The 25,398-nt window shown below is 72.6% G+C and carries 21 protein-coding genes; 14 read left to right on the top strand and 7 right to left on the bottom strand.

What is annotated here, in order from left to right; translation table 11 throughout:
* The first annotated feature begins 107 nt into the window (after positions 1-107).
* Together selD and ACGFIG_RS18010 are read left to right on the top strand one after the other, a co-directional pair.
* The gene (gene selD / locus ACGFIG_RS18015) at positions 108-1,097 is read left to right on the top strand and encodes a selenide, water dikinase SelD (RefSeq protein WP_393004164.1); all 990 of its coding nucleotides are present in this window, start codon (positions 108-110) and stop codon (positions 1,095-1,097) included.
* A gap of 283 nt (positions 1,098-1,380) precedes the next feature.
* On the top strand, positions 1,381-1,860 hold the full coding sequence (locus tag ACGFIG_RS18010; RefSeq protein ID WP_393004162.1) for a hypothetical protein: 480 nt from the start codon (positions 1,381-1,383) through the stop codon (positions 1,858-1,860).
* Positions 1,861-1,884: 24 nt separating this feature from the next.
* Here the strand turns inward: ACGFIG_RS18010 and ACGFIG_RS18005 are convergent, their stop codons facing one another.
* Positions 1,885-2,115: a DUF2277 family protein gene (locus ACGFIG_RS18005; protein WP_393004160.1), complete on the bottom strand. Its 231-nt coding sequence runs from the start codon at positions 2,113-2,115 to the stop codon at positions 1,885-1,887.
* A 51-nt stretch (positions 2,116-2,166) separates the two neighbouring features.
* Between ACGFIG_RS18005 and miaB the strand changes: the two genes are divergently transcribed.
* A complete protein-coding gene (gene miaB / locus ACGFIG_RS18000) occupies positions 2,167-3,681 on the top strand; it encodes a tRNA (N6-isopentenyl adenosine(37)-C2)-methylthiotransferase MiaB (RefSeq protein ID WP_393004158.1) in 1,515 nt (504 codons plus the stop codon).
* Positions 3,682-3,760: 79 nt separating this feature from the next.
* On the opposite strand, the gene ACGFIG_RS17995 is transcribed toward miaB, so the two are convergent.
* Together ACGFIG_RS17995 and ACGFIG_RS17990 are read right to left on the bottom strand one after the other, a co-directional pair.
* Complete coding sequence (locus ACGFIG_RS17995) at positions 3,761-5,356, bottom strand: cellulase family glycosylhydrolase (RefSeq protein ID WP_393004156.1); 1,596 nt, start codon at positions 5,354-5,356, stop codon at positions 3,761-3,763.
* A gap of 339 nt (positions 5,357-5,695) precedes the next feature.
* The gene (locus tag ACGFIG_RS17990) at positions 5,696-6,904 is read right to left on the bottom strand and encodes a DUF349 domain-containing protein (RefSeq protein ID WP_393004154.1); all 1,209 of its coding nucleotides are present in this window, start codon (positions 6,902-6,904) and stop codon (positions 5,696-5,698) included.
* A gap of 635 nt (positions 6,905-7,539) precedes the next feature.
* Here ACGFIG_RS17990 and ACGFIG_RS17985 point away from each other — a divergent pair.
* From ACGFIG_RS17985 to dapF, 3 genes are read left to right on the top strand one after another with little or no spacing between them, the layout of a single operon-like run.
* Positions 7,540-8,259: a class III extradiol dioxygenase subunit B-like domain-containing protein gene (locus ACGFIG_RS17985; protein ID WP_393004152.1), complete on the top strand. Its 720-nt coding sequence runs from the start codon at positions 7,540-7,542 to the stop codon at positions 8,257-8,259.
* Positions 8,142-9,179 carry a tRNA (adenosine(37)-N6)-dimethylallyltransferase MiaA gene (miaA, locus tag ACGFIG_RS17980; protein ID WP_393004709.1) on the top strand — a complete coding sequence of 346 codons (1,038 nt, stop codon included), beginning with the start codon at positions 8,142-8,144 and terminating at the stop codon, positions 9,177-9,179. Before ACGFIG_RS17985 ends, miaA begins: the two co-directional genes overlap by 118 nt.
* Positions 9,180-9,186: 7 nt before the next feature.
* Entirely contained in the window at positions 9,187-10,044 is an 858-nt protein-coding gene (gene dapF / locus ACGFIG_RS17975) for a diaminopimelate epimerase (RefSeq protein ID WP_393004150.1), read from the top strand.
* A gap of 485 nt (positions 10,045-10,529) precedes the next feature.
* Here the strand turns inward: dapF and ACGFIG_RS17970 are convergent, their stop codons facing one another.
* Entirely contained in the window at positions 10,530-11,996 is a 1,467-nt protein-coding gene (locus ACGFIG_RS17970) for an NAD-dependent malic enzyme (RefSeq protein WP_393004148.1), read from the bottom strand.
* Positions 11,997-12,170: 174 nt separating this feature from the next.
* Between ACGFIG_RS17970 and hflX the strand changes: the two genes are divergently transcribed.
* Both hflX and ACGFIG_RS17960 read left to right on the top strand, forming a co-directional pair.
* Positions 12,171-13,622 carry a GTPase HflX gene (hflX, locus tag ACGFIG_RS17965; RefSeq protein WP_393004146.1) on the top strand — a complete coding sequence of 484 codons (1,452 nt, stop codon included), beginning with the start codon at positions 12,171-12,173 and terminating at the stop codon, positions 13,620-13,622.
* Positions 13,623-13,673: 51 nt separating this feature from the next.
* Positions 13,674-15,422, top strand: a complete 1,749-nt coding sequence (locus ACGFIG_RS17960) for a hypothetical protein (protein WP_393004144.1) — start codon at positions 13,674-13,676, stop codon at positions 15,420-15,422.
* A gap of 146 nt (positions 15,423-15,568) precedes the next feature.
* Here the strand turns inward: ACGFIG_RS17960 and lexA are convergent, their stop codons facing one another.
* Entirely contained in the window at positions 15,569-16,351 is a 783-nt protein-coding gene (lexA, locus tag ACGFIG_RS17955; protein ID WP_393004142.1) for a transcriptional repressor LexA, read from the bottom strand.
* A 565-nt stretch (positions 16,352-16,916) separates the two neighbouring features.
* Here lexA and nrdR point away from each other — a divergent pair.
* The 3 genes from nrdR to ACGFIG_RS17940 all read left to right on the top strand — a co-directional run bounded on the left by nrdR (position 16,917) and on the right by ACGFIG_RS17940 (position 21,413).
* On the top strand, positions 16,917-17,417 hold the full coding sequence (nrdR, locus tag ACGFIG_RS17950; protein WP_121395973.1) for a transcriptional regulator NrdR: 501 nt from the start codon (positions 16,917-16,919) through the stop codon (positions 17,415-17,417).
* A gap of 65 nt (positions 17,418-17,482) precedes the next feature.
* Complete coding sequence (locus ACGFIG_RS17945; protein WP_393004140.1) at positions 17,483-20,365, top strand: vitamin B12-dependent ribonucleotide reductase; 2,883 nt, start codon at positions 17,483-17,485, stop codon at positions 20,363-20,365.
* Between the two features lie 112 nt (positions 20,366-20,477).
* Positions 20,478-21,413, top strand: coding sequence for a DUF2332 domain-containing protein (locus ACGFIG_RS17940; protein WP_393004138.1), 936 nt, complete (start codon positions 20,478-20,480; stop codon positions 21,411-21,413).
* Positions 21,414-21,457: 44 nt separating this feature from the next.
* Here the strand turns inward: ACGFIG_RS17940 and ACGFIG_RS17935 are convergent, their stop codons facing one another.
* A complete protein-coding gene (locus ACGFIG_RS17935; protein ID WP_393004136.1) occupies positions 21,458-21,775 on the bottom strand; it encodes a TraR/DksA family transcriptional regulator in 318 nt (105 codons plus the stop codon).
* A 383-nt stretch (positions 21,776-22,158) separates the two neighbouring features.
* Complete coding sequence (locus ACGFIG_RS17930) at positions 22,159-23,430, bottom strand: MFS transporter (protein WP_393004134.1); 1,272 nt, start codon at positions 23,428-23,430, stop codon at positions 22,159-22,161.
* A gap of 324 nt (positions 23,431-23,754) precedes the next feature.
* Here ACGFIG_RS17930 and ACGFIG_RS17925 point away from each other — a divergent pair, with 324 nt between their 5' ends.
* The 3 genes from ACGFIG_RS17925 (at position 23,755) to ACGFIG_RS17915 (ending at position 25,290) form a co-directional block, all read left to right on the top strand.
* On the top strand, positions 23,755-23,997 hold the full coding sequence (locus ACGFIG_RS17925) for a DUF5522 domain-containing protein (protein WP_393004132.1): 243 nt from the start codon (positions 23,755-23,757) through the stop codon (positions 23,995-23,997).
* A gap of 214 nt (positions 23,998-24,211) precedes the next feature.
* Positions 24,212-24,490, top strand: a complete 279-nt coding sequence (locus ACGFIG_RS17920) for an Imm8 family immunity protein (RefSeq protein ID WP_393004130.1) — start codon at positions 24,212-24,214, stop codon at positions 24,488-24,490.
* 251 nt (positions 24,491-24,741) lie between these two features.
* Positions 24,742-25,290 (top strand): hypothetical protein, encoded by a 549-nt coding sequence (locus ACGFIG_RS17915; RefSeq protein WP_393004128.1) that lies wholly within the window; start codon positions 24,742-24,744, stop codon positions 25,288-25,290.
* Positions 25,291-25,398 lie beyond the last annotated feature (108 nt).

The raw sequence follows: 25,398 nt of genomic DNA, 5'->3' as shown, positions 1-25,398 counted from the left end.
TTGGTCACGGAGCGGTAACACCAGCTCAGATCGCGGTCGGGAGTCCGATTCTGACCCGTCGGACCCCGCCTTTCCGGCAGGCGAAACCTCCGGGAGACCATGTGGGGATGACCGAACCGGTACGGCTCACCCGGTACGCCCGGGGCGGCGGCTGCGCGTGCAAGATCCCCCCGGGAGAGCTGGAGACCATGGTCGCCGGACTCGGCCCGGCCACCGGCACCGCCGAGCTGCTCGTCGGGCTCGACCACGGCGACGACGCGGCGGTGGTCCGGCTCGACGAACGCACCGGCCTGGTCACCACGGCCGACTTCTTCACCCCCGTCGTCGACGACGCGTACGACTGGGGGCGCATCGCCGCGACCAACGCCCTCTCCGACGTGTACGCCATGGGCGGCACCCCCCTGGTGGCCCTCAACCTGCTCTGCTGGCCGCGCGACGTACTGCCGCTGGAGCTGGCCCGGGAGGTGCTGCGCGGCGGGCAGGACGTGGCCCGCGACGCCGGGTGCCACCTCGCCGGCGGGCACAGCGTCGACGACGAGGGCCCCAAGTACGGGCTGGCCGTCACCGGGGTGGTCCGGCCCGAGGAGCTGATCACCCTGGACGCGGGTCGGGCGGGCCTGCCGCTGTCGCTGACCAAGCCCCTCGGCGTCGGCGTGCTCAACACCCGGCACAAGGCCACCGGGGAGAGCTTCCCCGAGGCGGTCGCCGCGATGACGACCCTCAACCGGGACGCGGCGCGGGCCGCGGTGGCGGCCGGCGTCCGCTGCGGCACCGACGTGACCGGATTCGGCCTGCTCGGCCACGCGTCCAAGCTGGCCCGGGCGAGCCGGCTGACGGTGGCGATCGACGCGGCCCGGGTGCCCTACCTGGCCGGCGCCCGGGAGGCGGTGCGCGACGGGCACGTCAGCGGCGGCAGCCGGCGCAACCTGGAGTGGGTCACCCCGTGGACGGACTTCGGCCGGGTCGCCGAGGAGGACCGGTTGCTGCTGGCCGACGCGCAGACCTCGGGCGGCCTGCTGGTCGCCGGTGAGCTGCCCGGCGCCACCGTGGTCGGTGAGCTGCTGCCGCCCGGTGCGCACCGCGTGCTGGTGCGCTGAGGTCGGTCCCCGGCGTGCCTGGCACCGCGACCGGCGTGCGCCGCGGTGACCGTGCGCCGGACTTCCGGCCGGAGGTGTCGCGCCCGGCGTGTGGCGCCCGGAGTGGGCCACCGTACCCGATAAACTGTCATCTTTCGGCTGCTCTGAGCAACGGCGCTCGGGGAAATTTTGCCCGGAATGGTCACAGACCGGTAACTTGCCCCCGGCTGAGGTCATATGCCCCCCACCATCGTCATAAGGCCCGATCCGGAGGCCGGTGGGACGAGCACAGCGAGGAGGCGGCATGACCGAGCTGTGGAACTGGAGAATCGACCAGGTGCGGCCGGTGGAGGTCTACCCGGCACTGGCCGAGGCGCTCGGCCGGGTGGTGATGCCCCTGGCGGCGGCGGACCCCGCCCGCCTGCCGACGTACGCGGTGATCTGCGACGTCTGGCAGGCGCCGGGGGAGTTCGCCACGATCGTGGACTGCTACGGGGTGCCCGAGCGGCTCTCCGAGCACGGCAGCATCGCCGCGCTCGCGCGGCTGCTGGACCGCAACTGCCTGCTGCGCGACGACACGCTCGACGCCGGGCGGCACCTGCTCGTCGCGCCCGACGGCACGATCCGGCCGGTGCACTTCGACGTGCGGGAGACCGACGACGGCGAACTGCTCACCAACCAGCGGCTGTGCACCGAGGCGGACCCGCGCTGTCGCGGCTGGTCGCAGTGCCACCGCTCGCGCTGGGCGCCGGACTCGGTGCTCCCGGCGCTCGCCGCCGCCTGAGCTGCCCCGGCCGGCCCGGCGGGGTCAGCCCGCCCGGCCGGCGGAGCGGCCGCCGCGTACCTCCAGCTCCCCGAGCAGGGTCGCGGTGGCCGCGGCGACGGCGGCCACCGCCGCGTCGAAGGCCGCGGCGTTGTGGGCGGCGGGCTTGCGGAAACCCGAGATCTTGCGGACGTACTGCAACGCCGCGGCGTCGACGTCGGCCGGGGTCACCTCCTCGGTGTACGGCTCCCGCAGGGTCTTGATGCTCCGGCACACGGCTCCTCCTCGTTCGGTCAGGTCGGTGGACCCGGATACGCTGTCCGGGTCATGACTACCGCAGCGGCGAGCAGCCCGCGTACCTACCAGGTGCGCACCTACGGCTGCCAGATGAACGTGCACGACTCCGAGCGCATCTCCGGCCTGCTGGACCAGGCTGGCTACGTACGCGCCGCCGAAGCCGACGACAACCCGGACGTGGTGGTGTTCAACACCTGCGCCGTCCGGGAGAACGCCGACAACCGGCTCTACGGCAACCTGGGTCACCTGCGCCCCGTCAAGGCCCGGCACCCGGGGATGCAGATCGCCGTGGGCGGCTGCCTGGCCCAGAAGGACCGGGGCGAGATCGTCCGCAAGGCGCCCTGGGTCGACGTGGTGTTCGGCACCCACAACATCGGGTCGCTGCCGGTGCTGCTGGAACGGGCCCGGCACAACGCGGCGGCCGAGGTGGAGATCCTCGAGTCCCTCGAGGTCTTCCCCTCGACCCTGCCCACCCGCCGCGAGTCCACGTACGCCGGCTGGGTCTCGATCTCCGTCGGCTGCAACAACACCTGCACGTTCTGCATCGTGCCCTCTCTGCGGGGCAAGGAGAAGGACCGCCGCCCCGGCGACATCCTCTCCGAGGTCCGCGCGCTCGTCGACGAGGGCGTGCTGGAGGTGACCCTGCTCGGGCAGAACGTCAACTCCTACGGCGTCGAGTTCGGCGACCGGCTCGCCTTCGGCAAGTTGCTGCGCGCCTGCGGCGACGTCGAGGGGTTGGAGCGGGTGCGGTTCACCAGCCCGCACCCGAAGGACTTCACCGACGACGTGATCGCCGCGATGGCCGAGACGCCCAACGTCTGCCACTCGCTGCACATGCCGCTGCAGTCCGGCTCCGACGACGTGCTGCGCGCCATGCGCCGCTCCTACCGGGCCGACCGCTACCTGGGCATCATCTCCAAGGTCCGGGCGGCGATGCCGGACGCGGCGATCACCACCGACATCATCGTCGGCTTCCCCGGCGAGACCGAGGCCGACTTCGAGCGCACCCTCGACGTGGTCCGCGAGGCCCGCTTCTCCTCCGCGTTCACCTTCCAGTACTCCAAGCGCCCCGGCACGCCGGCCGCCACGATGGACGGCCAGCTGCCCAAGCAGGTCGTGCAGGAGCGCTACGAGCGGCTGATCGCCTGCGTGGAGGAGATCACCTGGGCGGAGAACAAGAAGCTCGTGGGGGAGACCGTCGAGGTGCTGGTCGCCGTCGGCGAGGGGCGCAAGGACGAGCGTACGGGCCGGATGTCCGGCCGCGCCCGCGACGGCCGCCTGGTCCACTTCGCCACCGGCGCGGCCGGACAGGGCGGCGACACGGGGGCTATCCGCCCCGGCGACGTCGTGCACACCATCATCACCTACGCCGCCCCGCACCACCTCAACGCCGACGGCGCGCCCCTGTCGCACCGGCGCACCCGGGCCGGCGACGCGGCCGAGGCGGGGCGTGCCTCGCGTACGCCGGGGGTGCTGCTCGGGCTGCCGACGATCGGCGCGCCGGCCGCGGCGCCCGCGCCGACGACGGGCTGCGCCGCGCACTGACCCGCGACCGGCCGGGACCCGCATGCGCGGGCCCCGGCCGGTGCGTCGGCGGACGCCGTGCCGGCCGACGGGGGTGGAATCAGCAGGCGACGCCGTTGAGCCTCACCGTGCCGGGCGCGGCGGACGAGCCGTTGGCGGTGAAGCCGACGGTCACCGAGGCGCCCGGCGCCAGCGCCCCCGCCCAGGTCGGGGCCGCGGCCGTCACCGTCGTGCCGGACTGGGTCACCGTGGCGTTCCAGCCGCTGGCGAGGCTCACCCCGGCCGGCCAGCTCCAGGTGACCTGCCACGGGTTGACCGTCGCGGTGCCGGTGTTCGTCACCGTCAGCTCCCCCTGGAAGCCGCCCTGCCACGCGTTGACCTGCCGGTACGCGCCCGTGCAGCCCCCGGCCGGCGTCGAGGTCGGCGTCGCCGTCGCCGTCGGCGTCGGGCCGCCCCCACCACCGACCGGCGGGATCAGGTACGGCTGGAGGATGGCCTGCTTGGTGGTGTTGATGTTCGTCCAGTCGTCGAGCGCGATGCCCCCGGTGTCACCCGAGTTCGGGTTCCACGACCAGTACGTGAACGACATCCCGTCGACCCCGGTGCCGGTGTAGGCCATCAACTTCTCCAACCACACCCGGTCCCGGGGATCGGCCAGGGTGCTGCCGAACTCGCCCATCATGATCGGCGCGATGTTCTGCTTGTACACGTAACCCCAGTACTTGTCCCAGATGCCCGGCAGGTTGTCCGGGAAGTCGGGGGACTTGAACCAGTTCTGCTCGAAGACCGAGGTGGCGTACTCGTGCGGCGAGTAGACCAGCCGGTTCGGCACGTCGAGCCGCACCGGGAAGTCCCTGGCCTTCGTCAGGTTGCCGCCCCACCAGCCGCAGTCCTCGTCGTTGCTCGGGTCGCCGTCCCAGACGTCGGAGAGGCCGCCGCTGGGGCAGCTCACCCCCTCCACGAAGATCAGCCAGTTCGGCTGCACCGACAGGACCGCGTTGCCGGCCCGCTCGGCGGCCAGCCGCCAGTCCCGGACCGGATCGCCGCAGCCCCAGCACGCGCCGGTGGCCGCCGGGTTCGTCCCCTCGGCGTGCGGCTCGTTGTGCAGGTCCGCCCCGATTACCGTGGTGTTGCCCGCGTACCGCTGGGCGAGCATCTTCCAGTCGTTGATCCAGGTCGCCTCCGAGACCGTCGGGGTGTACCAGAGCGGGGACTGGCCGGCCGACGTCGGCCGGTGCCGGTCCAGGATGACCCGCATCCCCTTGTCGCCGGCGTAGTCGATGACCTTGTCGAGGATCTGCAACGGGGAGAGCCCGACCAGGTCCGGGTTGACGAAGTCGTTGATGCCGCTGGCCGTGGCACCCGGCTTCAGCGCGTCGTTCGAGTACGGCACGCGCAGCGTGTTGTAGCCGAGGCTGGCCATCTTGTCGATCTGGCCCCGCCACGGGTTGGTCGACCACAGCCCGTGGAAGGTCTTGTTGTCGGTCTCCATGCCGAACCAGTTGATGCCGGTGATGCGTACCGTCGCGCCGGTGCTGTCGACGATCTTGTTGCCGTTGGTGTGCAGGTAGCCGGTCCCGGTGCCGGCGGGGGCGGCGACGGCGGGGGCGGTGCTGACGGCGGCGGCGACGAGGACGCCGGCCGCGGCGGTGGCGAGCGCGGTGATCGCGCCGCCGAGGGCGCTGCGTCGGTGCATGCGAGCTCCACTTCGAACTGCCCGCCGCCGCCACCGGCGGCGCGGGCGGGAACCGGGCGACGGCCGTCACGCTCCCTCAGGGAGTACGCGGACAGGGCGCGACGGGACGTGCCACGTGGGGATGCGGCCGCTCGCGGGACCACCGGCGTCCCCCGACGGCGTGACGTGCGCCGTCGGTGCCCTCGCGCCGGTGCTGGACCTGGCTCCGCCGCCCATTCTGATCAGCCCGCCTCGATGCGTCAACCGCCCGTGACCCGGCGCGGGCCGGCGGGCCACGCACACACGCGAAAGCCCCCGGTCCGTGGCGGACCGGGGGCTCCCGTGGTGGATTGGCTCGGCTCAGCCGGCCTGCTCGGCGAGCTGGAGGAACTGCCGCTTGGAGGACAGCGCCTGCTCGGCCTCCTTGACCCGCCGCGCGTCCCCGGCCGCCTGGGCCCGGGCCAGCCGCTCCTCGGCCTCGGCGACCTGCGCCCGCATCTGGGCGAGCAGAGGGTTGTCCTCCTTGGTGGTACGCCGCCACGCGGAGTCCATCACCTCGCGGACCTTCTCGTCGATGGCCCGCAGCCGGCGCTCCAGCCCGGCCGCCGCCTCGCGGGGCACCCGGCCGGCCTCGTGCCACTGGGCCTGGATCTCCCGCAGCTTGGCCTGCGCGCCCTTCGGGTCACCGTCGATGTCCAGCGCCTCGGCCTCGGCCAGCAGCGCCTGCTTGCGCTCCAGGTTGCCCCGCTGCTCGTTGTCGCGGGCGGAGAAGACCTCGCTGCGCCGGGTGAAGAACTCGTCCTGCGCGCCCCGGAACCGTTCCCAGAGCTTCTGCTCCGCCTCCTTGGAGGCCCGCGGAGCGGCCTTCCACTGGTTCATCAGCTCCTTGAGCTGGTTGGCGGTGGCCGCCCAGTCGGTGGAGTCCTTCAGCTTCTCGGCCTCGGCGACCAGCTCCTCCTTGGCCGTCTGCGCCTGCTTGCGCTGCGCGTCGAGCGAGGCGAAGTGGGCGCCCCGGCGGCGGGTGAAGCCGTCGCGGGCGGCGGCGAAGCGCTTCCACAGCTCACCGTCGGTCTTCTTGTCGACGCCGCGGATGGTCTTCCACTCGTCGAGGATCTCCTTGAGCCGGTCCCCGGCGGTCTTCCAGCCGGTCGACTCGGCGGCCAGCTTCTCCGCCTCCTCCACCAGGGCCTGCTTGCGGGCGAGCGCCTCGGTACGCGCGGCGTCCCGGGCGGCCTTGGCCTCGCCGGCCTTCTCCTCCGCGACCGTGGCGAGGCGGTCCAACCGGGCAGCCAGCGCGTCGATGTCGCCGACGACGTGCGCCTCGGCGAGCGATGCGCGGATCCGCCGGATGGTGGTCAGTGAATGGCCGGCGTCGGCGGCACCCGAGTTGAGCCGGGCCTCCGTCAGGTTGACCTCGGTCACCAGGTCGTCGAAGCGGCGGGCGAAGTGGGCCAGCCCCTCCTCGGGCGCTCCCGCCTGCCAGGATCCGACCACCCGCTCGCCGTCGGCGGTCTTGACGTACACGGTGCCGTCCGCGTCCACCCGTCCGAAGGCAGTCCAGTCGCTCATGTGCCCATCCTCGTTCTCCCGGCGTCGGGGAGCAGTCCCGCGATCGCCGCCACGGCGCAGCAAAGTTTCCCCCGGCATTGTCACAGGTGCGACCCCGTTCCCGTCGAGCGCCTATCGCCGACCGTGACCATACGGTGTCCTAGCGCCCGCGGACGGGCTCACCGGGGGAGTGTCGCATTCTGGTACGGCGAGCCCCGGAGAGCCGGGCGTCCCGGCGCGGCGGGCCGACCCCTCGGCCCGGCGTGGGCCACGACGGCGGCCGGACCGGCACGGGGCGACGTGTGGCGCGGACCGGCGAGCAGGCGGGGCTGGCCGAGGCGGCGCACGCGGTCGGGGCGGCGCAAACGCGGTGGGGGCGGCGCACGTGGTCGAGGCGGCGCAACGTGGTCGGGGCGGCGCAGGCGGTCGAGCCGGCGCAACGCGGTCGGGGCGGCGCAAACGCGGTGGGGGCGGCGCACGTGGTCGAGGCGGCGCAACGTGGTCGGGGCGGCGCAGGCGGTCGAGCCGGCGCAACGTGGTCGGGGCGGCGCAGGCGGTGGGGGCGATGCACGTGGTCGGTGCGCTGGCGGGCGGCGGTGGCCTCAGGAGCATGGGTGCGGGGCGCCGGGGTGCGGCCGTGCCGATACCGTTGCCTGGTGTCCCTGGTCGCCGCCGCCGTCTGCCCCCACCCGCCGCTGATCGTCCCCGAGTTGGCCGGTGCCGCCGCGCCCGAGCTGGACGAGCTCCGCGCCGCCTGCGACGCCGCGGTCGCCGGGCTGCTCGCCGCCGAGCCCGAGGTGCTCGTCCTGGTCGGTGACGGGCCGCAGACCACCCGCTTCAACTCGGCCGACTACGGCTCGCTGCGGCAGTACGGCCTTGACCGGTACGTGCGGCTGTGGAAGGTGAACTGCGCCGGCGGCGAACGGCTGCCGCTCAGCCTGACCGTCGGCGCGTGGCTGGTCGGGCGCTCCCGCACCACGCTGCCCCGGCTGGCCCGGTCCGTCGCGGCCGACGCCACGCCGGCCGAGTGCGCCGAGCTGGGCGCGGCGATCTGCGGGGAGACGGAGCGGCGTACCGCGCTGCTGGTGACGGGGGACGGGTCGGCCTGCCGCGGCCCGAAGTCGCCCGGCTACGACGACCCGCGCGCCGAGGCGTACGACGACGGGGTCGCCCGCGCCCTGGCCGACCCGGACGCCGAGGCCCTGCTCGACCTGGACCCGGTCCTGTCGGCGCAGCTGAAGGCCGCCGGCCGGGCGCCCTGGCAGGTGCTGGCCGGCGCGGTCCGGGCGACGGGCGGCGACTGGCGCGGCGAGCTGCGCCACCACTCGGCGCCCTACGGCGTCACCTACTTCGTGGCCTCCTGGGCGCCGGCGTGACCGCCCACCAGCCCGGGACGGTCGTGGCCGTCGTCGGGCCGACGGCGGCCGGCAAGTCGGCGCTGAGCGTCGCGCTCGCGCACGCCCTCGACGGCGAGGTCGTCAACGCCGACTCGATGCAGCTCTACCGGGGCATGGACGTCGGCACCGCCAAGCTCACCCCGGCCGAGCGCGAAGGGGTGCCGCACCACCTGCTGGACATCTGGGACGTCACCGAGCCGGCCAGCGTCGCGGAGTACCAGCGGCTGGCCCGCGCCGCCGTCGACGACATCCTGGCCCGGGGCCGGGTGCCGCTGCTGGTCGGCGGCTCCGGCCTCTACGTGCGGGCGGTGCTGGAGCGCTTCGAGTTCCCCGGCACCGACCCGGCGGTGCGCGAGCGGCTGGAACGGGAGCTGACCGAGGTCGGCCCCGCACCCCTGTACGCCCGGCTGCGCGAGGCCGACCCGGCCGCCGCGGCGGGGATCCTGCCCGGCAACGGCCGGCGGATCGTGCGCGCCCTGGAGGTCATCGAGCTGACCGGGGCGCCGTTCACCGCCGCGCTGCCCGAACCGACTCCGTACTACCCCTCGGTGCAGCTCGGCGTGGACCTGGACACCGCGCTGCTCGACGAGCGGATCGCCCTGCGGGTGGACCGGATGTGGGCCGACGGGCTGGTCGCCGAGACCCGGGCTCTGGTCGGGCGCGGCCTGCCCGACGGGCGTACGGCCAGCCGAGCGCTCGGCTACCAGCAGGTCCTGCGCTTCCTCGCCGGGGAGTTGACGGAGGCGCAGGCGCACGACGAGACCGTCCGGGCCACCCGCCGCTTCGTCCGGCGGCAGCGCTCCTGGTTCCGCCGCGACCCGCGGATCCACTGGCTGGACTCGTCGGCGCCGGACCTGGTTCCGGCCGCCCTGCGCCTGCTGCCCGCCGCTGCGCGATGATGGGGGCGTGCAGTTCACCAAGGGCCACGGCACCGGCAACGACTTCGTCATCCTGCCCGATCCGGACAATCGACTCGATCTGACACCGGGGCTGGTCGCGGCCCTCTGCGACCGGCGGCGCGGGCTCGGCGGCGACGGCGTCCTGCGGGTCGTCCGGGCCGCGAAGCACCCGGAGGGCATCGACCTCTCCGACGAGGCCGAGTGGTTCATGGACTACTGGAACGCCGACGGCTCGTTTGCGGAGATGTGCGGCAACGGCGCCCGGGTCTTCGTCCGCTACCTGGTCGCCACCGGGCTGGCCGAGCCGGCGGAGGGGGCGCTGCCGGTGGCCACCCGGGCCGGCGTCGTGCGCGCGCTGGTCACGGACGACGCCATCGCCGTCGAGATGCGCCGCCCCCGGCTGTACGACACCGCGACGGCCACCCTCGGCGGGCTGACCCTGCCCGGCACGGCGGTGGACGTGGGCAACCCCCACCTGGTCTGCGCGCTGCCGGCCGGGCTGGAACTGGCCGCGCTCGACCTAACCCGGGCCCCCGACGTCGACCCGGCGGTCTTCCCGGCCGGCGTCAACGTCGAGTTCACGGCGCCGGGCGAGCCGGTCGACGGCACCGACGGCCACGTCCGGATGCGGGTCCACGAGCGCGGCTCCGCCGAGACCCTCTCCTGCGGTACGGGCGCCTGCGCGGTAGCCGCGGTGGCCCTGCGCGACGCCGGCCGCGACACGGGCGTGCTGGCGGTGGACGTCCCGGGCGGGCGCCTGTCGGTCACGGTGACGGAGGACTCCTGCTGGCTGGCCGGCCCGGCCACGCTGGTGGCCACCGGCACCCTAGACCCAACCGCCCTGACGGCCCTACCCCCCGCCTAACCCACCGCTCCCGACTCCTGCGCCCGCTCTGGCTCCTGCTCCCGGCCCCCACCTCCTGCCCCTTCGCCCCCACCCGTCCCCCTGATCGTTGACAGTTGAGCTGCTCGATTGGCGGCGTGTCGACTAGCTCGACTGTCAACGATCAGGCCCGCGACGCAGCCGGCGAGCGGTGACGCGAGATGCCCTGCGGAACTCGCGTTCCCACAGGCGGGCAAGTTCCCAGGACTGCCAACGGGCGGAACGTTCGCGCCTGACTGTGCCCCGATCACCCACCCCTCCCCGTCGATCATGAAGTTATTGCCCGGGAGAGCGGTTTCCGGGGGCAACAACTTCATGATCAAAGCGGCGCGCGGCGGCCAACGCGGCGCAACGCAGCGCGGCACAACGCAACGCAGCGCGGCACAACGCAGCGCGGGGCGGCCAGCGCAGCGCGGGGCGGGGTGGGGTCGCGCGGGGTGGGAGACGGGGATGGGGGGTGGGGTGGGTTAGGGGGTGGCGCTGGCTTCGGCGGCGATCTCGGGGAGGTCGGCCGGACCCGGGTCGGCGGCGGGGGCCGGGGCCGGGTTCTGGGCGGCGGCGCGTACCGCTGCGGCGACCGCCGGGGAGACCCGGGAGTCGAAGACGCTGGGCACGATCACCGTTGGGTTGATCTTGTCTTCGCCGACCACGTCCGCGATGGCTTGGGCCGCCGCGATCGCCATCTCCTCGGTGAACTCCTCGGCGTGCGCGTCCAGCATGCCCCGGAACACGCCCGGGAAGGCGAGCACGTTGTTGATCTGGTTCGGCTGGTCGGAGCGGCCCGTGGCGACCACGGCCGCGTACTTGCGCGCCTCGCGCGGGTCGACCTCCGGGTCGGGGTTGGCGAGCGCGAAGACGATCGAGTCCTTGGCCATGGCGGCGATGTCGTCGCCGGTGAGCAGGTTCGGCGCGCTCACCCCGATGAAGACGTCCGCGCCGCGTACCGCCCCGGGTAGGTCGCCGGAGTAGCTCTCCTTGTTGGTGTTCTCGGCCAGCCACTGCCAGGCCGGGTTGAGCCCGGTCATCCCGCGGTGCAGGGCGCCCTGCCGGTCGTACGCGATGATGTCGCCGACGCCCTGGCGCAGCAGCAGCTTCATGATCGCGGTGCCGGCCGCGCCCGCGCCCGAGACCACGACCCGGACGTCCGCGAGCTGCTTGCCCACGACGCGCAGCGCGTTGGTCAGCGCGGCCAGTACGCAGATCGCGGTGCCGTGCTGGTCGTCGTGGAAGACCGGGATGTCCAGCGCCTCGCGCAGCCGCGCCTCGATCTCGAAGCAGCGCGGCGCGGCGATGTCCTCCAGGTTGATCCCGCCGTACGCGGGGGCGATCGCCTTGACGATCTGCACGATCTCGTCGGTGTCCTGGGTGTCGAGCACCACCGGCCAGGCGTCCACCCCGCCGAAGCGCTTGAACAGCGCGGCCTTGCCCTCCATCACGGGCAGCGACGCCGCCGGCCCGAGGTTGCCCAGGCCCAGCACGGCGGAGCCGTCGCTGACCACGGCGACGGTGTTGCGCTTTATGGTCAGCCGGCGGGCGTCGGCGGGGTTCTCGGCGATGGCCTGGCAGACCCGCGCCACCCCCGGGGTGTACGCGCGGGACAGCTCGTCACGGTTGCGCAGCGCCACCTTCGAGCTGACCTCGATCTTGCCGCCGAGGTGGAGCAGGAAGGTCCGGTCGGAGACCTTGCGCACGTCCACGCCGTCCAGCGCCGTCAACGCGTCGACCACCTGGTCGGCGTGGCTGGCGTCGGCGGTGTCGCAGGTGAGGTCGACGAGCACGTGGGTCGGGTCGGAGTCCACCACGTCGAGGGCGGTGACGATCGCTCCGGCCTCGCCTACCGAGGTTGTCAGCCGGCCGATCGAGGACGCGTCCGCGGGCACCGCGATCCGTATCGTGATTGAGAATCCGGCACTTGGAAGTCGGGTGATGGCCACGGGATCCCTCCGTCGACGCTGAACGGCTCGCCCGCATTTCTACTCGCCCCGGCTCGCCCGCTCGGCAACCGCCCCCGCTTTTGTGGCCTTTCCCCGCGGGCATATAGCGGGTGCGTCTGGCGTTGGCACATGTCAGGATTGCTCGGTACGTGACAGAACGGACAGGAGACCGGCTTGCACAACCAGGAGACCCTACTTCCCTACGAGGACGACGAGCTCGACGCCACCACCGGTGAGTACGAGCTGTCGGAGCGGCAGGCGCTGCGGCGGGTCCCCGGCCTCTCCACCGAGCTCGCGGACATCACCGAGGTCGAGTACCGCCAGCTGCGCCTGGAACGCGTCGTCCTCGTCGGCGTCTGGACCGAGGGCACGCAGAGCGACGCCGAGAACTCCCTCACCGAGCTGGCCGCGCTGGCGGAGACCGCCGGCTCACAGGTGCTCGAAGGGCTGATCCAGCGGCGCAACCGTCCCGACCCCGCCACCTACGTCGGCCGGGGCAAGGTCGACGACCTCGGCGCGGTGGTGCTCTCCAGCGGCGCCGACACGGTGATCTGCGACGGCGAGCTGTCGCCGTCGCAGCTGCGCAACCTGGAGCAGCGCACCAAGGTCAAGGTGGTCGACCGCACCGCGCTGATCCTCGACATCTTCGCCCAGCACGCCAAGAGCAAGGAGGGCAAGGCCCAGGTCGAGCTGGCCCAGCTCGAATATTTGCTGCCGCGCCTGCGTGGATGGGGTGAGACCCTCTCGCGGCAGACCGGTGGTAGCGGTCGCGGCGGCGGCGCCGGCGGCGGCGTGGGTCTGCGCGGCCCCGGTGAGACGAAGCTGGAGACCGACCGGCGCCGGATCCGCCACCGCATCGCCCGGCTGCGCCGGGAGATCAAGGGCATGAAGACGGTACGCCAGACGAAGCGCGCCCGCCGTTCCCGCAACGCCGTGCCGGCCGTGGCCATCGCCGGCTACACCAACGCCGGCAAGTCGAGCCTGCTCAACCGGCTCACCGGGGCGGGCGTGCTGGTGGAGAACGCGCTCTTCGCCACCCTCGACCCGACCACCCGCAAGGCCACCACGGCCGACGGGCGGCTCTACACCCTCTCCGACACGGTCGGGTTCGTCCGGCATCTGCCCCACCAGATCGTCGAGGCGTTCCGCTCGACGCTCGAGGAGGTCGCCGAGGCCGACCTGGTGGTGCACGTCGTCGACGGCACCCACCCGGACCCGGAGGAGCAGGTGCGCGCCGTCCACGAGGTGCTCGCCGAGGTGGGCGCCGACCGGCTGCCCGAGCTGCTGGTGGTCAACAAGACCGACGCGGCCGACGAGGAGACGCTGCTGCGGCTCAAGCGGCTCTGGCCGGAGGCGGTCTTCGTCTCCGCGCACACCGGTCGCGGCATCGACGGGCTGCGCGAGGCCGTCGAGGCGCGGCTGCCCCGCCCGGCCGTGGAGGTCCGCGCGGTGCTGCCGTACGACCGGGGTGACCTGGTGGCCCGGGTGCACCGCCAGGGTGAGGTGCTGAGCACCTCCCACCTGCCGGAGGGCACCCTGCTGCACGTCCGGGTCGGGGCGGCGCTCGCCGCCGAGCTGGCGCCGTTCCGGGCGGAGGAGCAGCAGGCGGTCGCGGGCGCGCGATGACTGCCTCCCGGCGTCACGCGCCGGAAACTCCCGGCGTGCGACACTGATTCAATGCGCCGCGCTGTTTCTTCGGTCACGGTCGCCCTCGGCTTGCTGGGGGCGACCGTGGCGTGTACCGGGGTCGCCCTGGCTGCGGCACCGGCCTCGGCCGCGTCCCCGCTCGCGGCCGCTCCCGGCAAGAAGCGGTGCACGGTCACCGACGAACGACTGCGTGAGCTGTCGGGCCTGGTGGCCACCAAGAGCGGCTACATCGTGATCAACGACGGCACCGAGGTGGAGAGCCGCAAGCGGGTCTTCTTCCTCGACACCAAGTGCGGGATCTCGAAGGAGCCGGTCCGCTATTCCGGGCAGGGGCCGTTCGACACGGAGGACCTGGCGCTCTCCCCGGACGGCGCCACGCTCTGGATCGCCGACACCGGCGACAACGTCACCAGCCGTGAGCGTCGCGAGCGGGTGGCGCTGTGGAGCATGCCGGTCGACGGCTCCAAGCGGCCGGTGCTGCACCGCCTCTCGTACCCGGAGGGCAAGCCGCACGACGCCGAGGCGCTGCTGATCGGCGACGACGGCAACCCGTTGATCATCACCAAGGTGATGTCGGGCAAGGCCCAGATCTTCACCCCCGCCGAGAAGATGAAGAGCGGGGACACCCCGGCCGTACCGATGAAGAAGGTCGGCGAGATAAGCCTGCCGAAGACCGACACGGAGAACCGGCTCGGCGCTCCCGGCCGGGTGGCGATCACCGGCGCGGCCCGGTCCCCGGACGGCTCCCGGGTGGTGTTGCGCACCTACGCCGACGCCTTCGAGTACGACGTGGCCGACGGCAACGTCGCGGCGGCCCTGACCGGCGGCAATCCCCGGGTGACGGCGCTCGCCGACCCGTTCGGCGAGGCGATCTCCTACAGCCCCGACGGCAAGACCTTCCTCACCGTCTCCGACGGCGGTCAGCTCGACGACGACGCCCCGATCGACATCCTCGCCTACACCCCCTCCACGGAGGGCGCGAAGCCGGTGGACGAGGGGGGCGACGCGCCGAAGAAGGCCAGCCAGTCCTGGGTCGACGGCCTGAGCCTGAGCGACATCACCTACCTGATCGCGGCCGTGGGGGTGATCGGCGCGCTGATGGTGGCGGCCGGTGTCTTCGGCATCCTCCGGGCCCGGCGCAAGCCGGCACCTGCCCGCGACGACGGGGGGCCGGAGCGCGACGACGTCCTCGCCGACGACCGGCGCGGGCCCGCGGACGACGGCTTCCTTCCGCCGGGCGACCGGGGACGGGGTGGTGGTGTCTACGGCGGTGCGCCCGCTGGCGGCGTCTACGGCGGCCCGGCCGGTGGGCGCGGCGGCCCGTCCGGTGGCGGGGGCCACGGCGATGCCCGTCCGGCTGGTGCCGGCGTCTACGGCGGCGCCCGTCCGGCGTCCGGCGGCGGTGTCTACGGCGGCGGCGGTCGCCCGCCCGTCGACGCCCCGCCCGGCCGGGGCGGGCCGCCGTCCGGTGGCCGACGTCAGGGTGGCGGCGCGGGTAGCCGGCAGGGCGGTGGCGCACCCGTCGGAGGCGGCGGACGCCAGGGCGGCGGCCCCGGCGGCGGCGTCTACGGCGGCGGGGGGCAGCAGGGCGGCGGTGTCTACGGCGGTGGCCGGGCCGAGCCGCCCCGGCGGGGCGACGAGTCGGATCCGCGTGGCCAGCGGCCGGTCCGCCGGCGCGACGGTGGTCCCGAGGACGGCCGTGGCTACGGGCCCCACGACGGGCGTGGCTACGGTCACGTGCCCGGCGGCGGCCGGGGCTACCGGGGCGACCGCTACTGACCGGCCGGCGGTCCGCTACTGACCTGCGGTCCGCTACTGAACGGCGATCCGCTACTGACCGGCCGGCGGTCCGCTACTGACCTGAGCCGGCCGATCCTCCTGTGACGGCTGCCGGGTGACCGCCGACGGCGGCCACCCGGTGCGGATCAGATGCGGCGCAGCACCGCGACGACCCGGCCCATGATGGTGGCGTCGTCGCCGGGAATCGGGTCGAAGGCCGGGTTCTGCGGCATGAGCCAGACGTGCCCGTCGCGGCGGCGGTAGGTCTTCACGGTCGCCTCGCCGTCGAGCATGGCGGCGACGATGTCGCCGGCCTCGGCCGTCGGCTGCTGCCGGACCACGACCCAGTCGCCGTCGCAGATCGCCGCGTCGAGCATCGAGTCGCCCTTGACCTGGAGCATGAAGACCTCGCCCTCACCCACCAGCTCGCGGGGGAGGGGGAAGATGTCCTCGACGGCCTGCTCGGCCAGGATCGGGCCACCGGCAGCGATCCGGCCCAGCATCGGCACGTAGGCCGGGGCGGGGCGCTGCGAGCGGGTCAGCTCGTCGTCGATGTCGGCGGGCGCCCGGACGTCCACGGCGCGCGGCCGGTTGGGATCGCGCCGCAGGAAGCCCTTCTTCTCCAGCTCCTTGAGCTGGTAGGCGACGCTGGACGGCGAGACCAGACCAACGGCCTCGCCGATCTCGCGCACGCTCGGCGGATAGCCGTGCCGCTCGACCCAGGTGCGGATGAACTCCAGGATCCGGCGCTGACGGGCGGTGAGATCCACCGTCGCCGGGTCGGGGAAGGCACTGACCACCGGGGTGACCTGGCGCACGGCCGGCTGCCCCGTCCGGCTGCGCGCGGCGCCCCGGCGTCGGGTGGCTGGCGGGCCCGCCTCGGTGATCTGCTGCGGGCTCTTCGGCCGGCTGGCCCGATCCTCGGTCACGTCCGTCCTCCCTGGTCGGCGCTGGGTGCCTTGGCGGCTCGTGGTGCGTGCGGTGGTGCGAGTCGACCGGTGGACGGAGGATCCGCGCCCGGTTCTTCAAGACCGTATAGGTGAGATCGGTCATTTTCAAACATCTGTACGACCTTGCTCGGCGTGTCGGGATGAAAAACCGGTCCGCTCGTACTCGTGTTCTGATAAATGGTACGTCGGGTCGAACGGGTGTTCGACTTCGGTCCGATCGTCGGCCGTTTCGCCACGGCCGGACCGGTAACTCCCGGGGGCGTCCGGCGGTTGGTCCTGCGGCGGGGGCGACGTCGGGCGGCAGGGAGGTCGGGTGACGCGCCGGACACGCCGGCCAACTTGACCGCAGATCCGCAGCGGCCTACGGTCGACCCCTAGATGTAGTAGTCACACGGGCGTAAGTCGCCTACAGGTTGGGTTCGACTACCGACCGCACTCCGGCACCGTCGACACGGCGAAGATCATCGACAGATGGCTCCGTCGCGCTGACGCGTGCCCGGGGAGCGGGCGGCGGGGCCCGCGATCGATGGAGGAGGCCGGGCCGATGCGGTGTCCGTACTGCCGACACGCCGACTCCCGGGTGGTCGACTCGCGGGAGGCCGACGACGGTCAGTTGATCCGCCGCCGGCGGTCCTGCCCGGAGTGCGGCAAGCGGTTCACCACGGTGGAGGAGGCGGTCCTCGCGGTCGTCAAGCGCAGCGGGGTCACCGAGCCGTTCAGCCGTACGAAGATCATCGGCGGGGTGCGCAAGGCGTGCCAGGGCCGGCCCGTGGACGACGACTCGATCGCGTTGCTCGCCCAGAAGGTCGAGGAGACCGTCCGGGCCAAGGGGGCCGCCGAGATCCCCAGCCACGAGGTGGGGCTGGCCATCCTGGGTCCGCTGCGGGACCTGGACGAGGTGGCCTACATGCGGTTCGCCAGCGTCTACCGCTCGTTCGACTCGCTCGCCGACTTCGAGCGCGAGATCGAGACGCTGCGGGCCGCCGCGCGCGCCCGGGAGGGCGCCGGGGCCGACGCGGCGGAGGCCGCCGGCCGTACCAGTTGATTTTTCTTTGCAGGTGTAAGTCGGATCGGGCGGCGGGTGGCCGTGCGGACGAGGGGGCGGATGAGATGTCGGGGGACGGTGTGACAACCAGCAGGGCACGCAACAAGGCCGGCGCGGGGCTCAAGGTGGAGCGGGTCTGGACGACCGAGGGGGTGCACCCCTACGACGAGGTCACGTGGGAGCGCCGCGACGTCGTCATGACGAACTGGCGGGACGGCTCGATCAACTTCGAGCAGCGCGGCGTCGAGTTCCCGGAGTCGTGGAGCGTCAACGCGGCGAACATCGTGACCACCAAGTACTTCCGGGGCGCCGTCGGCACCCCGGAGCGGGAGTGGTCGCTGCGGCAGCTGATCGACCGGGTGGTCACCACCTACCGCACCGCCGGTGAGGAGTACGGCTACTTCGCCGGCCCGGCCGACGCCGAGGTCTTCGCCCACGAGCTGACCTGGATGCTGCTGCACCAGGTGTTCAGCTTCAACTCGCCGGTCTGGTTCAACGTCGGCACGCCGTCGCCGCAGCAGGTCAGCGCGTGCTTCATCCTGGCCGTCGACGACTCGATGGACTCCATCCTCGACTGGTACAAGGAGGAGGGGCTGATCTTCAAGGGCGGCTCCGGCTCCGGCGTGAACCTGTCCCGGATCCGTTCCTCCCGCGAGCTGCTCTCCTCCGGCGGCAACGCCTCCGGCCCGGTCAGCTTCATGCGTGGCGCGGACGCCTCCGCCGGCACCATCAAGTCCGGCGGCGCCACCCGGCGCGCGGCCAAGATGGTCATCCTCGACGTCGACCACCCGGACATCCAGGAGTTCGTGGTCACCAAGGCGCGCGAGGAGGACAAGATCCGCGCGCTGCGCGACGCCGGGTTCGACATGGACCTCGGCGGCGCCGACATCGTCAGTGTGCAGTACCAGAACGCCAACAACTCCGTCCGCGTCTCCGACGAGTTCATGACGGCCGTGGAGAACGGCGGCGGCTTCGACCTGCGCGGCCGGCTCGACGGCGCGGTCATCGAGACCATCGACGCCAAGGACCTGTTCCGCACCATCTCCCAGGCCGCCTGGGAGTGCGCCGACCCCGGCCTGCAGTACGACGACACCATCAACGACTGGCACACCTGCCCGGAGACCGGGCGGATCACCGCGTCGAACCCGTGCTCGGAGTACCTGCACCTGGACAACTCCTCGTGCAACCTGGCCTCGCTCAACCTGATGAAGTTCCTGCGCGCCGACGGCGGCTTCGAGGTGGAGAAGTTCGTCCGCTCCGTCGAGTTCGTCATCACGGCGATGGACATCTCGATCTGCTTCGCCGACTTCCCGACCGAGAAGATCGGCGAGACCACCCGCGCCTACCGGCAGCTCGGCATCGGCTACGCCAACCTCGGCGCCCTGCTGATGGCCTCCGGCCTGCCGTACGACTCGGACCAGGGCCGCTCGGTCGCCGCCGCGATCACCTCGCTGATGACCGGCACCGCGTACCGCCGTTCCGCCGAGCTGGCCGGCGTCGTCGGCCCGTACGACGGCTACGCCCGCAACGCCGAGCCGCACAAGCGGGTCATGCGCAAGCACGCCGCCGCCAACGACGAGATCAAGCCCTCGGGCACCGTGGCCACCGCGATCGTCCGCGAGGCGACGAAGCAGTGGACCCAGGGCAACAAGATCGGCGACAAGTTCGGTTGGCGCAACTCGCAGGCCAGCGTGCTCGCCCCGACCGGCACCATCGGCCTGATGATGGACTGCGACACCACCGGCGTCGAGCCCGACCTGGCGCTGGTCAAGTTCAAGAAGCTGGTCGGCGGCGGTTCGATGCAGATCGTCAACCAGACCGTGCCGCGCGCCCTGCGCAGCCTCGGCTACCCCGAGGAGCAGGTCGAGGCGATCGTGGAGCACATCGCCGACCAGGGCCACGTGGTCGACGCGCCGGGCCTGAAGCCGGAGCACTACCCGGTCTTCGACTGCGCGATGGGCGAGCGCTCCATCGCCCCGATGGGCCACGTGCGGATGATGGCGGCCGTCCAGCCGTTCATCTCCGGCGCGATCTCCAAGACGGTCAACATGCCGGAGCAGGCGACCGTCGAGGACGTCGAGAAGATCTACTTCGAGGGCTGGAAGCTCGGCCTCAAGGCGCTGGCGATCTACCGCGACAACTGCAAGGTCGGCCAGCCGCTGTCGGCCGCCAAGCCGAACAAGGCCGCCGCGCCCACGGAGGCGTCCGCCGAGGTGGAGAAGGTCGTCGAGAAGGTCGTCGAGTACCGCCCGGTGCGCAAGCGGCTGCCGAAGAAGCGCCCGTCGGAGACGGTCAGCTTCTCCGTCGGCGGCGCCGAGGGCTACCTCACCGCGTCGTCCTACCCGGACGACGGCCTGGGCGAGGTCTTCCTCAAGATGTCGAAGCAGGGCTCGACCCTGGCCGGCGTGATGGACGCCTTCTCGGTGGCCATCTCCATCGGTCTCCAGTACGGCGTCCCACTGGAGACGTACGTCAGCAAGTTCACCAACATGCGCTTCGAGCCGGCCGGCATGACCGACGACCCGGACGTGCGGATGGCCGCCTCGGTGATGGACTACATCTTCCGTCGCCTGGCGCTGGACTTCCTGCCGTACGAGCGCCGCGCGGAGCTGGGCATCTTCACCGCCAAGGAGCGGGCCGCCCAGCTCCGGGCCGAGGCGGAGGCGGAGGCGAACGGTGCGGACCTCACCGCGATGGCCGCCTCCGCCCCGGTCGAGGCGAGGCCGGAGGAGCCGAAGACCGGCCCGATCGCCCAGCCGGCGCAGGAGGTCGCCGACGTCGCCGCCGCCAAGCCGGCGCCGTCCGTGGGTTCCAGCACCGAGCTGCTGGAGGCCGTGATCGGCAAGGCCGCCGACGCGCCGCTCTGCTTCACCTGCGGTACGAAGATGCGCCCCGCCGGTAGCTGCTACGTCTGCGAGGGCTGCGGCTCCACCAGCGGCTGCAGCTGACAAGAGCAACGAGCCCCGGGCGTTGGCGCGCCCGGGGCTCGTGAGCCGGGATGGCGCCCGACCGCGTCACGGGTGGCGAACAACGAGAGGCGTCGACTGCGATCATCGGGACATGACGACCTCCCAGACGTACGTCGAGTTCGCCACCCGGGAGGCGCGCGGCGTGTCGCCGGCGTACGAGCGCCTGTCCCTCGCCGTCTCCCGCGACGAAGAGGTCCTCGCACTGATCGGTGCGCTCCCGCAAGGAAAGCGGCAGCCGAACCTGCTGTTCGGCGTCGTACGACTGCTCGGCGGGCCGGTCGACGACCCGGTGGCCTTCCGCGACTTCGTGCTGGCGAACTGGCCGGCGATCGAGGCGGAACTGCGCACCCGCGCGACGCAGACGAACGAGCCCGGGCGGTGTGCCGTACTGCTGCCCGTGCTCGCCGCGTTGCCGCAGCCGCTGGCGTTGCTGGAGGTCGGCGCGTCCGCTGGGCTCTGCCTCTACCCCGACCGGTACGCCTACCGCTACGGCGACCACGCGCTCGGTGCGGGTGAACCGGTCCTCGGTTGCGCGGCCACCGGCCTGGCCCCGCCGGACCGGCTACCGGAGGTGGTGTGGCGGGCGGGCCTGGACCTGAATCCCCTGCGGGTGACCGAGCCGGCGGACGTGGCCTGGCTCGACGCCCTCATCTGGCCGGAGCACACGCACCGCCGCGCCCGGCTGCGGGCCGCTGCGGCCGTCGCCGCGTCCGACCCGCCGCTGCTCGCGCGCGGCGACCTGGTGGACGACCTGCCCGCGCTGGCCGCGCGGGCGCCAGCGGGCGCGACGCTGGTGGTGTTCCACACCTCCGTGCTCTACCAGGTGCCGGCGCCGCGCCGGGCGGCGTTCGCCGACGTGGTACGCCGCCTGCCCGGCCACTGGATCTCCAACGATTCCCCGGACGTGCTGCCCCACGACGCGTTGCCGGAGCCGCCGGACGAGGCCCTGTACAACGTGCTCGCGTTGGACGGCCGGCCACTCGCCTGGACGAGCCCGCACGGGCAGGCGATGACCTGGTTCGGGTGACCCGACGGGCTGCCGTGCACCGGCACGGCAGCCCGATTGGTACGTCAGTGCTGCTTCTGCTGGCAGGGCACGCAGAAGCGGGCGTGCGGCAGCACCTCCAGGCGCTCCCGGGGGATCGAGGCGGAGCACCGCTCGCAGACGCCGTAGCGGCCCTCGGCGAGGCGACGCAGCGCGCCGCTGATCTGGTCGATGCTCTGCCGGGTGGCGGCGATCAGTGCGCTCTGGGTGTGCGCCTGGCCCGGGTCGCCGGTGTCGGCGGTGAGCTGCGTCAGCCGGACGGTCTGCGCCTCGAAGTCGTTGGTCAGTGTCGTACGCAGGTCGTCGAGCCACTTCTGCTCGCTGGACTGGGTGGGCGTGGTCATGGCGTAGCTCCTTGTCCGGGAAAAAGAAAAAGGGCCGAAGCTGGATAGCTTCGCCCTGGTGGCCGTTCGCAAGAGTTGCAACCGGTCCACGGAGGGCTACGTCCGGCGGGGCTCGGCAGTCGGGAGGCGACCGAGCCGGCGCACGACGGCGCGACCGCGGATCGCACCACCCGGGTCGCCACGGTCACCCGCAGGGCACACCGGCAGGCAGCAGCGGACGCCGCCGTCACCATGACGGCGGTGCTGCTCTGCTGACCGGTCGAACACATGCAGCCACCATAGGCCGGGCGGATCGGAAAGCCAACGTGCTTCCGTACGCCCGAGGATTTGCCGGTGCCCCGGCGCACCCCCGGCCGGGAGGTGTGACCTGCGACACCGGCTGGTCAGGTCGCCGGCATGTCCCGCATCCGCCGCAGCGGGGAGAAGACGACGAAGAGCGCGGCGCTCCACGTGCCGAGCACGCAGATCCACAGCGCCGGCCGCAACCCGAGGTGGGTGGCGAGCGCGCCGCCGGTGAGCGCGCCGAGCGGGATCACGCCGAAGCAGATCCAGAGGAACGCCGCGTTCACCCGGCCCAGCAGGGCCGGCGGTGTGATCCGCTGGCGGTACGTGAGGGTGGCCACGTTGTAGAGCACCGCGTTCGCGGAGAACGCGGCCAGGCCGACGCCGTAGAGCAGCATCCCCCAGCCGGGCTGCGCCAGGGGCATGAGCAGGTACAGCGGGCCCGGGGCGGCCATCGCCACCCAGATCACCCGGGCCGAGCCGAGCCACGCGGTCAACCGGTCGGCGAGCGCGCCCACCACGAGGCCGCCCACGGCGCTCACCGAGAAGACCAGCCCGACCAGCGCCGGCGTGGCGTGCAACTCCTCGATCATGAAGACCACCTCGATGGAGCCGGACGCCATGACGAAGAAGTTCGAGACGGTGGTGCAGGCGAGGATCCGGCGCAGGATCGGCTGGCGTCGGATGAAGCCGAGCCCTTCGGTCATCTCCACGCGCAGCGGCACCCGGTCGCGGCGGGGCGCGGGCCCGGCTGGCGCATCCCGGATCAGCAGCAGGGTCAACCCGCTCACGGCGAACGCGAGGCCGGTGACGACGAAGGTCCGGGCGGCGCCGACCAGCCCGACCAGCACGCCGCCGATCGTCGGGCCGACGAGTTCGGCGGAGTCCTGGCTGACGGTGAGCTTCGCGTTGGCGTCCACGAGCCGCTCCGGGGGCACCAGCCTCGGCAGCATGCTCTTGTAGGCCACGGTGAACAGGACGGTGAGCACGCCGGAGAGCCCGACCACCGCGTACAGGAAGGCGAGGGTGAGCCGGCCGGTCAGGGCGACCACCGGCACCGACAGCAGCAGCGCGGCCCGGCCCAGGTCGCAGGCGACCATCAGCCGCCGCTGGTCGACCCGGTCGGCGAGGATCCCGGCGGGCAGGGAGAAGATCAGGTACGGCAGCCAGGCGAGCGCGGTCAGCAGCGCTACCTGTAGGACGCTGGCATCGAGCGTGCCGACGGCGAGCAGCGGCACGGCCACGTTGGAGACCCGGGTGCCCAGTTCGCTGACCGTCTGCCCGGCCAGGAGCAGCCCGAAGTTACGGCTGCGCAGCAGCGAGGACCGTTTCGGGGCGGCACCTCCGGCAGGCCTGGCCGCCTGTTGCGTCACCGGGGATCCCCGGTGCGGGCCGGCCAACGCCGTGGGATGGTCGCCCACACACGCCGCCGCTTCCCGGGACGTCCCTGGTCCATCCGGTCAGCCTGCCGGCCCCGCCCGGATCGACGCCACTGGTTATCCGACTCCGCGGTACGGGCGGCGGGCTCCTGGCGGGCATGGTCGGCGGACCGTACCCGGCACGCCGGCTGGGGATGCGGGCCGGGCCGGGCGAGCGCAGCGCCGAGGTCTGCGGGACCCGCCGGTGGTGGAGCGTCCGGTCTCGGGCGGGGCGACGAGGGCGTCTCCGGGGCCGGGGGCGTCTCTAGACTTGCTCCGGTGACCGGAGAGCGACGACCGTTGGCGGACCGGCCCCTGAGCGAGCCGCACCCGTCCCGGCTGCCGCCGGAGCACCCGGACCGGGAGCGGATCATGAGCGCGCACGCCGCTGCCCTGACCGCCGGCGAGGCCGGCTACCTCGACCCGTCCACGGGTCTGTTCGTACTCAGTGCCGGCTTCCTGGCCCGGCGCGGCACCTGCTGCGGGCGCGGCTGCCGGCACTGCCCCTACGTCGACGACTGACAGTGCGATTACCGACGGATCCCTCAATACCGGCCGCCCACCTTCAAGCCGGGTCAGCAGAGAGTGCGGGCCAACTTCGAGTGGAGGTTCAGTCCTGGTGGGCGATTCCAATCCAACGGCCAGCTGGATCTCATTTGATGAGAGCAGAATTTGAGCACGTTTGCAGCCCGGACATTGATTTCCATTCCGGGCAGGTTGAGGATCTTTCGGGCTTTTGCCTCCCGGTCCGAATGACCGTAGGGCCGGCGGAGGTGATCGCGGAGACTCGTTCGATCTGATGGTCTGCACTCCAGTGTGGCTGGACCGTCGGACATCGGAGGCCGGTCCGATTGTCGGACGCCGCTACTTGTTGGTCGATCGCTTCGACCCGAGGAAGATTGCGGAATTTCCTGCGTCGACAAGTCGGGTCGCTGGAAGCGGAGGACTGGGCGGGAGCGGCAGAGAAGGCCGGCCGCATCGGGATGTCGAGTTCGAGGATTACGGTGAGCATTGACCGCGGCCTTCAGTCCCTGACGACAACGTCCGTCACGCGTGGGCGGCGGGTAACTCTCGTCAGAGTAGGGACCACTTGTCGTTTTGGTGTCGCGTTCGGCGCTGCGCATCCACGCGCAATCAGTACACACGCTGGTTGGCCCACCGCTTCGACATTCCGACGTCCGCCTCTCAGGCTCTTGCGTCGCCAGCGAAAGACCGTACGGTGTTTCCGGCGGACGTAGCCGGGGGCGAACAAGCGGAGGAACGATCGTGCGCGAGCGGATACTAGGCGCCGGGGTGGCGGTCCTGCTGGTGACGGGCTGCGGCGCGGAGACCGAACAGGTGGCCGTACCGCCTGCCGCGCCGGTCGCGGTCGACGTGGCCGCCGCTTCCTCCGGCGGTGCGTGCCGGCTGCTGGACTTCGGCGTCATCGAGCAGCATGCCGGCGTCCGCTTCGACGTCGCGGCGGCCAGCGCCACGGGCGACAGCCAGACCTGCGTGGTGCGCGTCGGCCGGGAGGCACTGCCGGAGTTGGCGCTGACCGTCACCAAGACGTCGATCGACGCGGCGACCTTCGCCGCCGACGTGGTGCCGGAGAAGGCGGCCAAGGTCTCGGGGCTCGGCGAGCGGGCGTACCGGCGGACCATTTCGGCCAAGGGCGACGTCGGTCCGGTCGCTGAGGTCGGCTGGCTGGCCGCTGAGGGCCGCCTCGCCACCCTGCGTTACGCCACCGCGCGCGATGCCGACAAGGCGGAGGCCGAGAAACTCACCACCGCCCTCGTCGCCCTGGCACAGGGACTCGACACCCGCGCCATCTGACCCCGGCCAGGGTCGTCGAAGCCGCCCCGCCACAGCTCGAACGGCCTCGCCCCTCTGGATCCCCCGCCTGTTGCACACGGGCGTGGGCCAGGGCGAGTCAGAACGGAC

It is taken from the genome of Micromonospora sp. NPDC049048 (assembly GCF_043197615.1).
GTDB lineage: Bacteria > Actinomycetota > Actinomycetes > Mycobacteriales > Micromonosporaceae > Micromonospora.
This window is presented reverse-complemented; position numbering and strand designations above follow the sequence as displayed.

Bases quoted from the DNA above. Each gene is read 5' to 3' on its own strand.
- nrdR (WP_121395973.1), top strand. From the start codon at position 16,917: ATGCGGTGTCCGTACTGCCGACACGCCGACTCCCGGGTGGTCGACTCG.
- ACGFIG_RS18010 (WP_393004162.1), top strand. From the start codon at position 1,381: ATGACCGAGCTGTGGAACTGGAGAATCGACCAGGTGCGGCCGGTGGAG.
- ACGFIG_RS17935 (WP_393004136.1), bottom strand. From the start codon at position 21,775: ATGACCACGCCCACCCAGTCCAGCGAGCAGAAGTGGCTCGACGACCTG.
- selD (WP_393004164.1), top strand. From the start codon at position 108: ATGACCGAACCGGTACGGCTCACCCGGTACGCCCGGGGCGGCGGCTGC.
- ACGFIG_RS17945 (WP_393004140.1), top strand. From the start codon at position 17,483: ATGTCGGGGGACGGTGTGACAACCAGCAGGGCACGCAACAAGGCCGGC.
- ACGFIG_RS17995 (WP_393004156.1), bottom strand. From the start codon at position 5,356: ATGCACCGACGCAGCGCCCTCGGCGGCGCGATCACCGCGCTCGCCACC.
- ACGFIG_RS17940 (WP_393004138.1), top strand. From the start codon at position 20,478: ATGACGACCTCCCAGACGTACGTCGAGTTCGCCACCCGGGAGGCGCGC.
- ACGFIG_RS17990 (WP_393004154.1), bottom strand. From the start codon at position 6,904: ATGAGCGACTGGACTGCCTTCGGACGGGTGGACGCGGACGGCACCGTG.
- ACGFIG_RS17960 (WP_393004144.1), top strand. From the start codon at position 13,674: ATGCGCCGCGCTGTTTCTTCGGTCACGGTCGCCCTCGGCTTGCTGGGG.
- miaB (WP_393004158.1), top strand. From the start codon at position 2,167: ATGACTACCGCAGCGGCGAGCAGCCCGCGTACCTACCAGGTGCGCACC.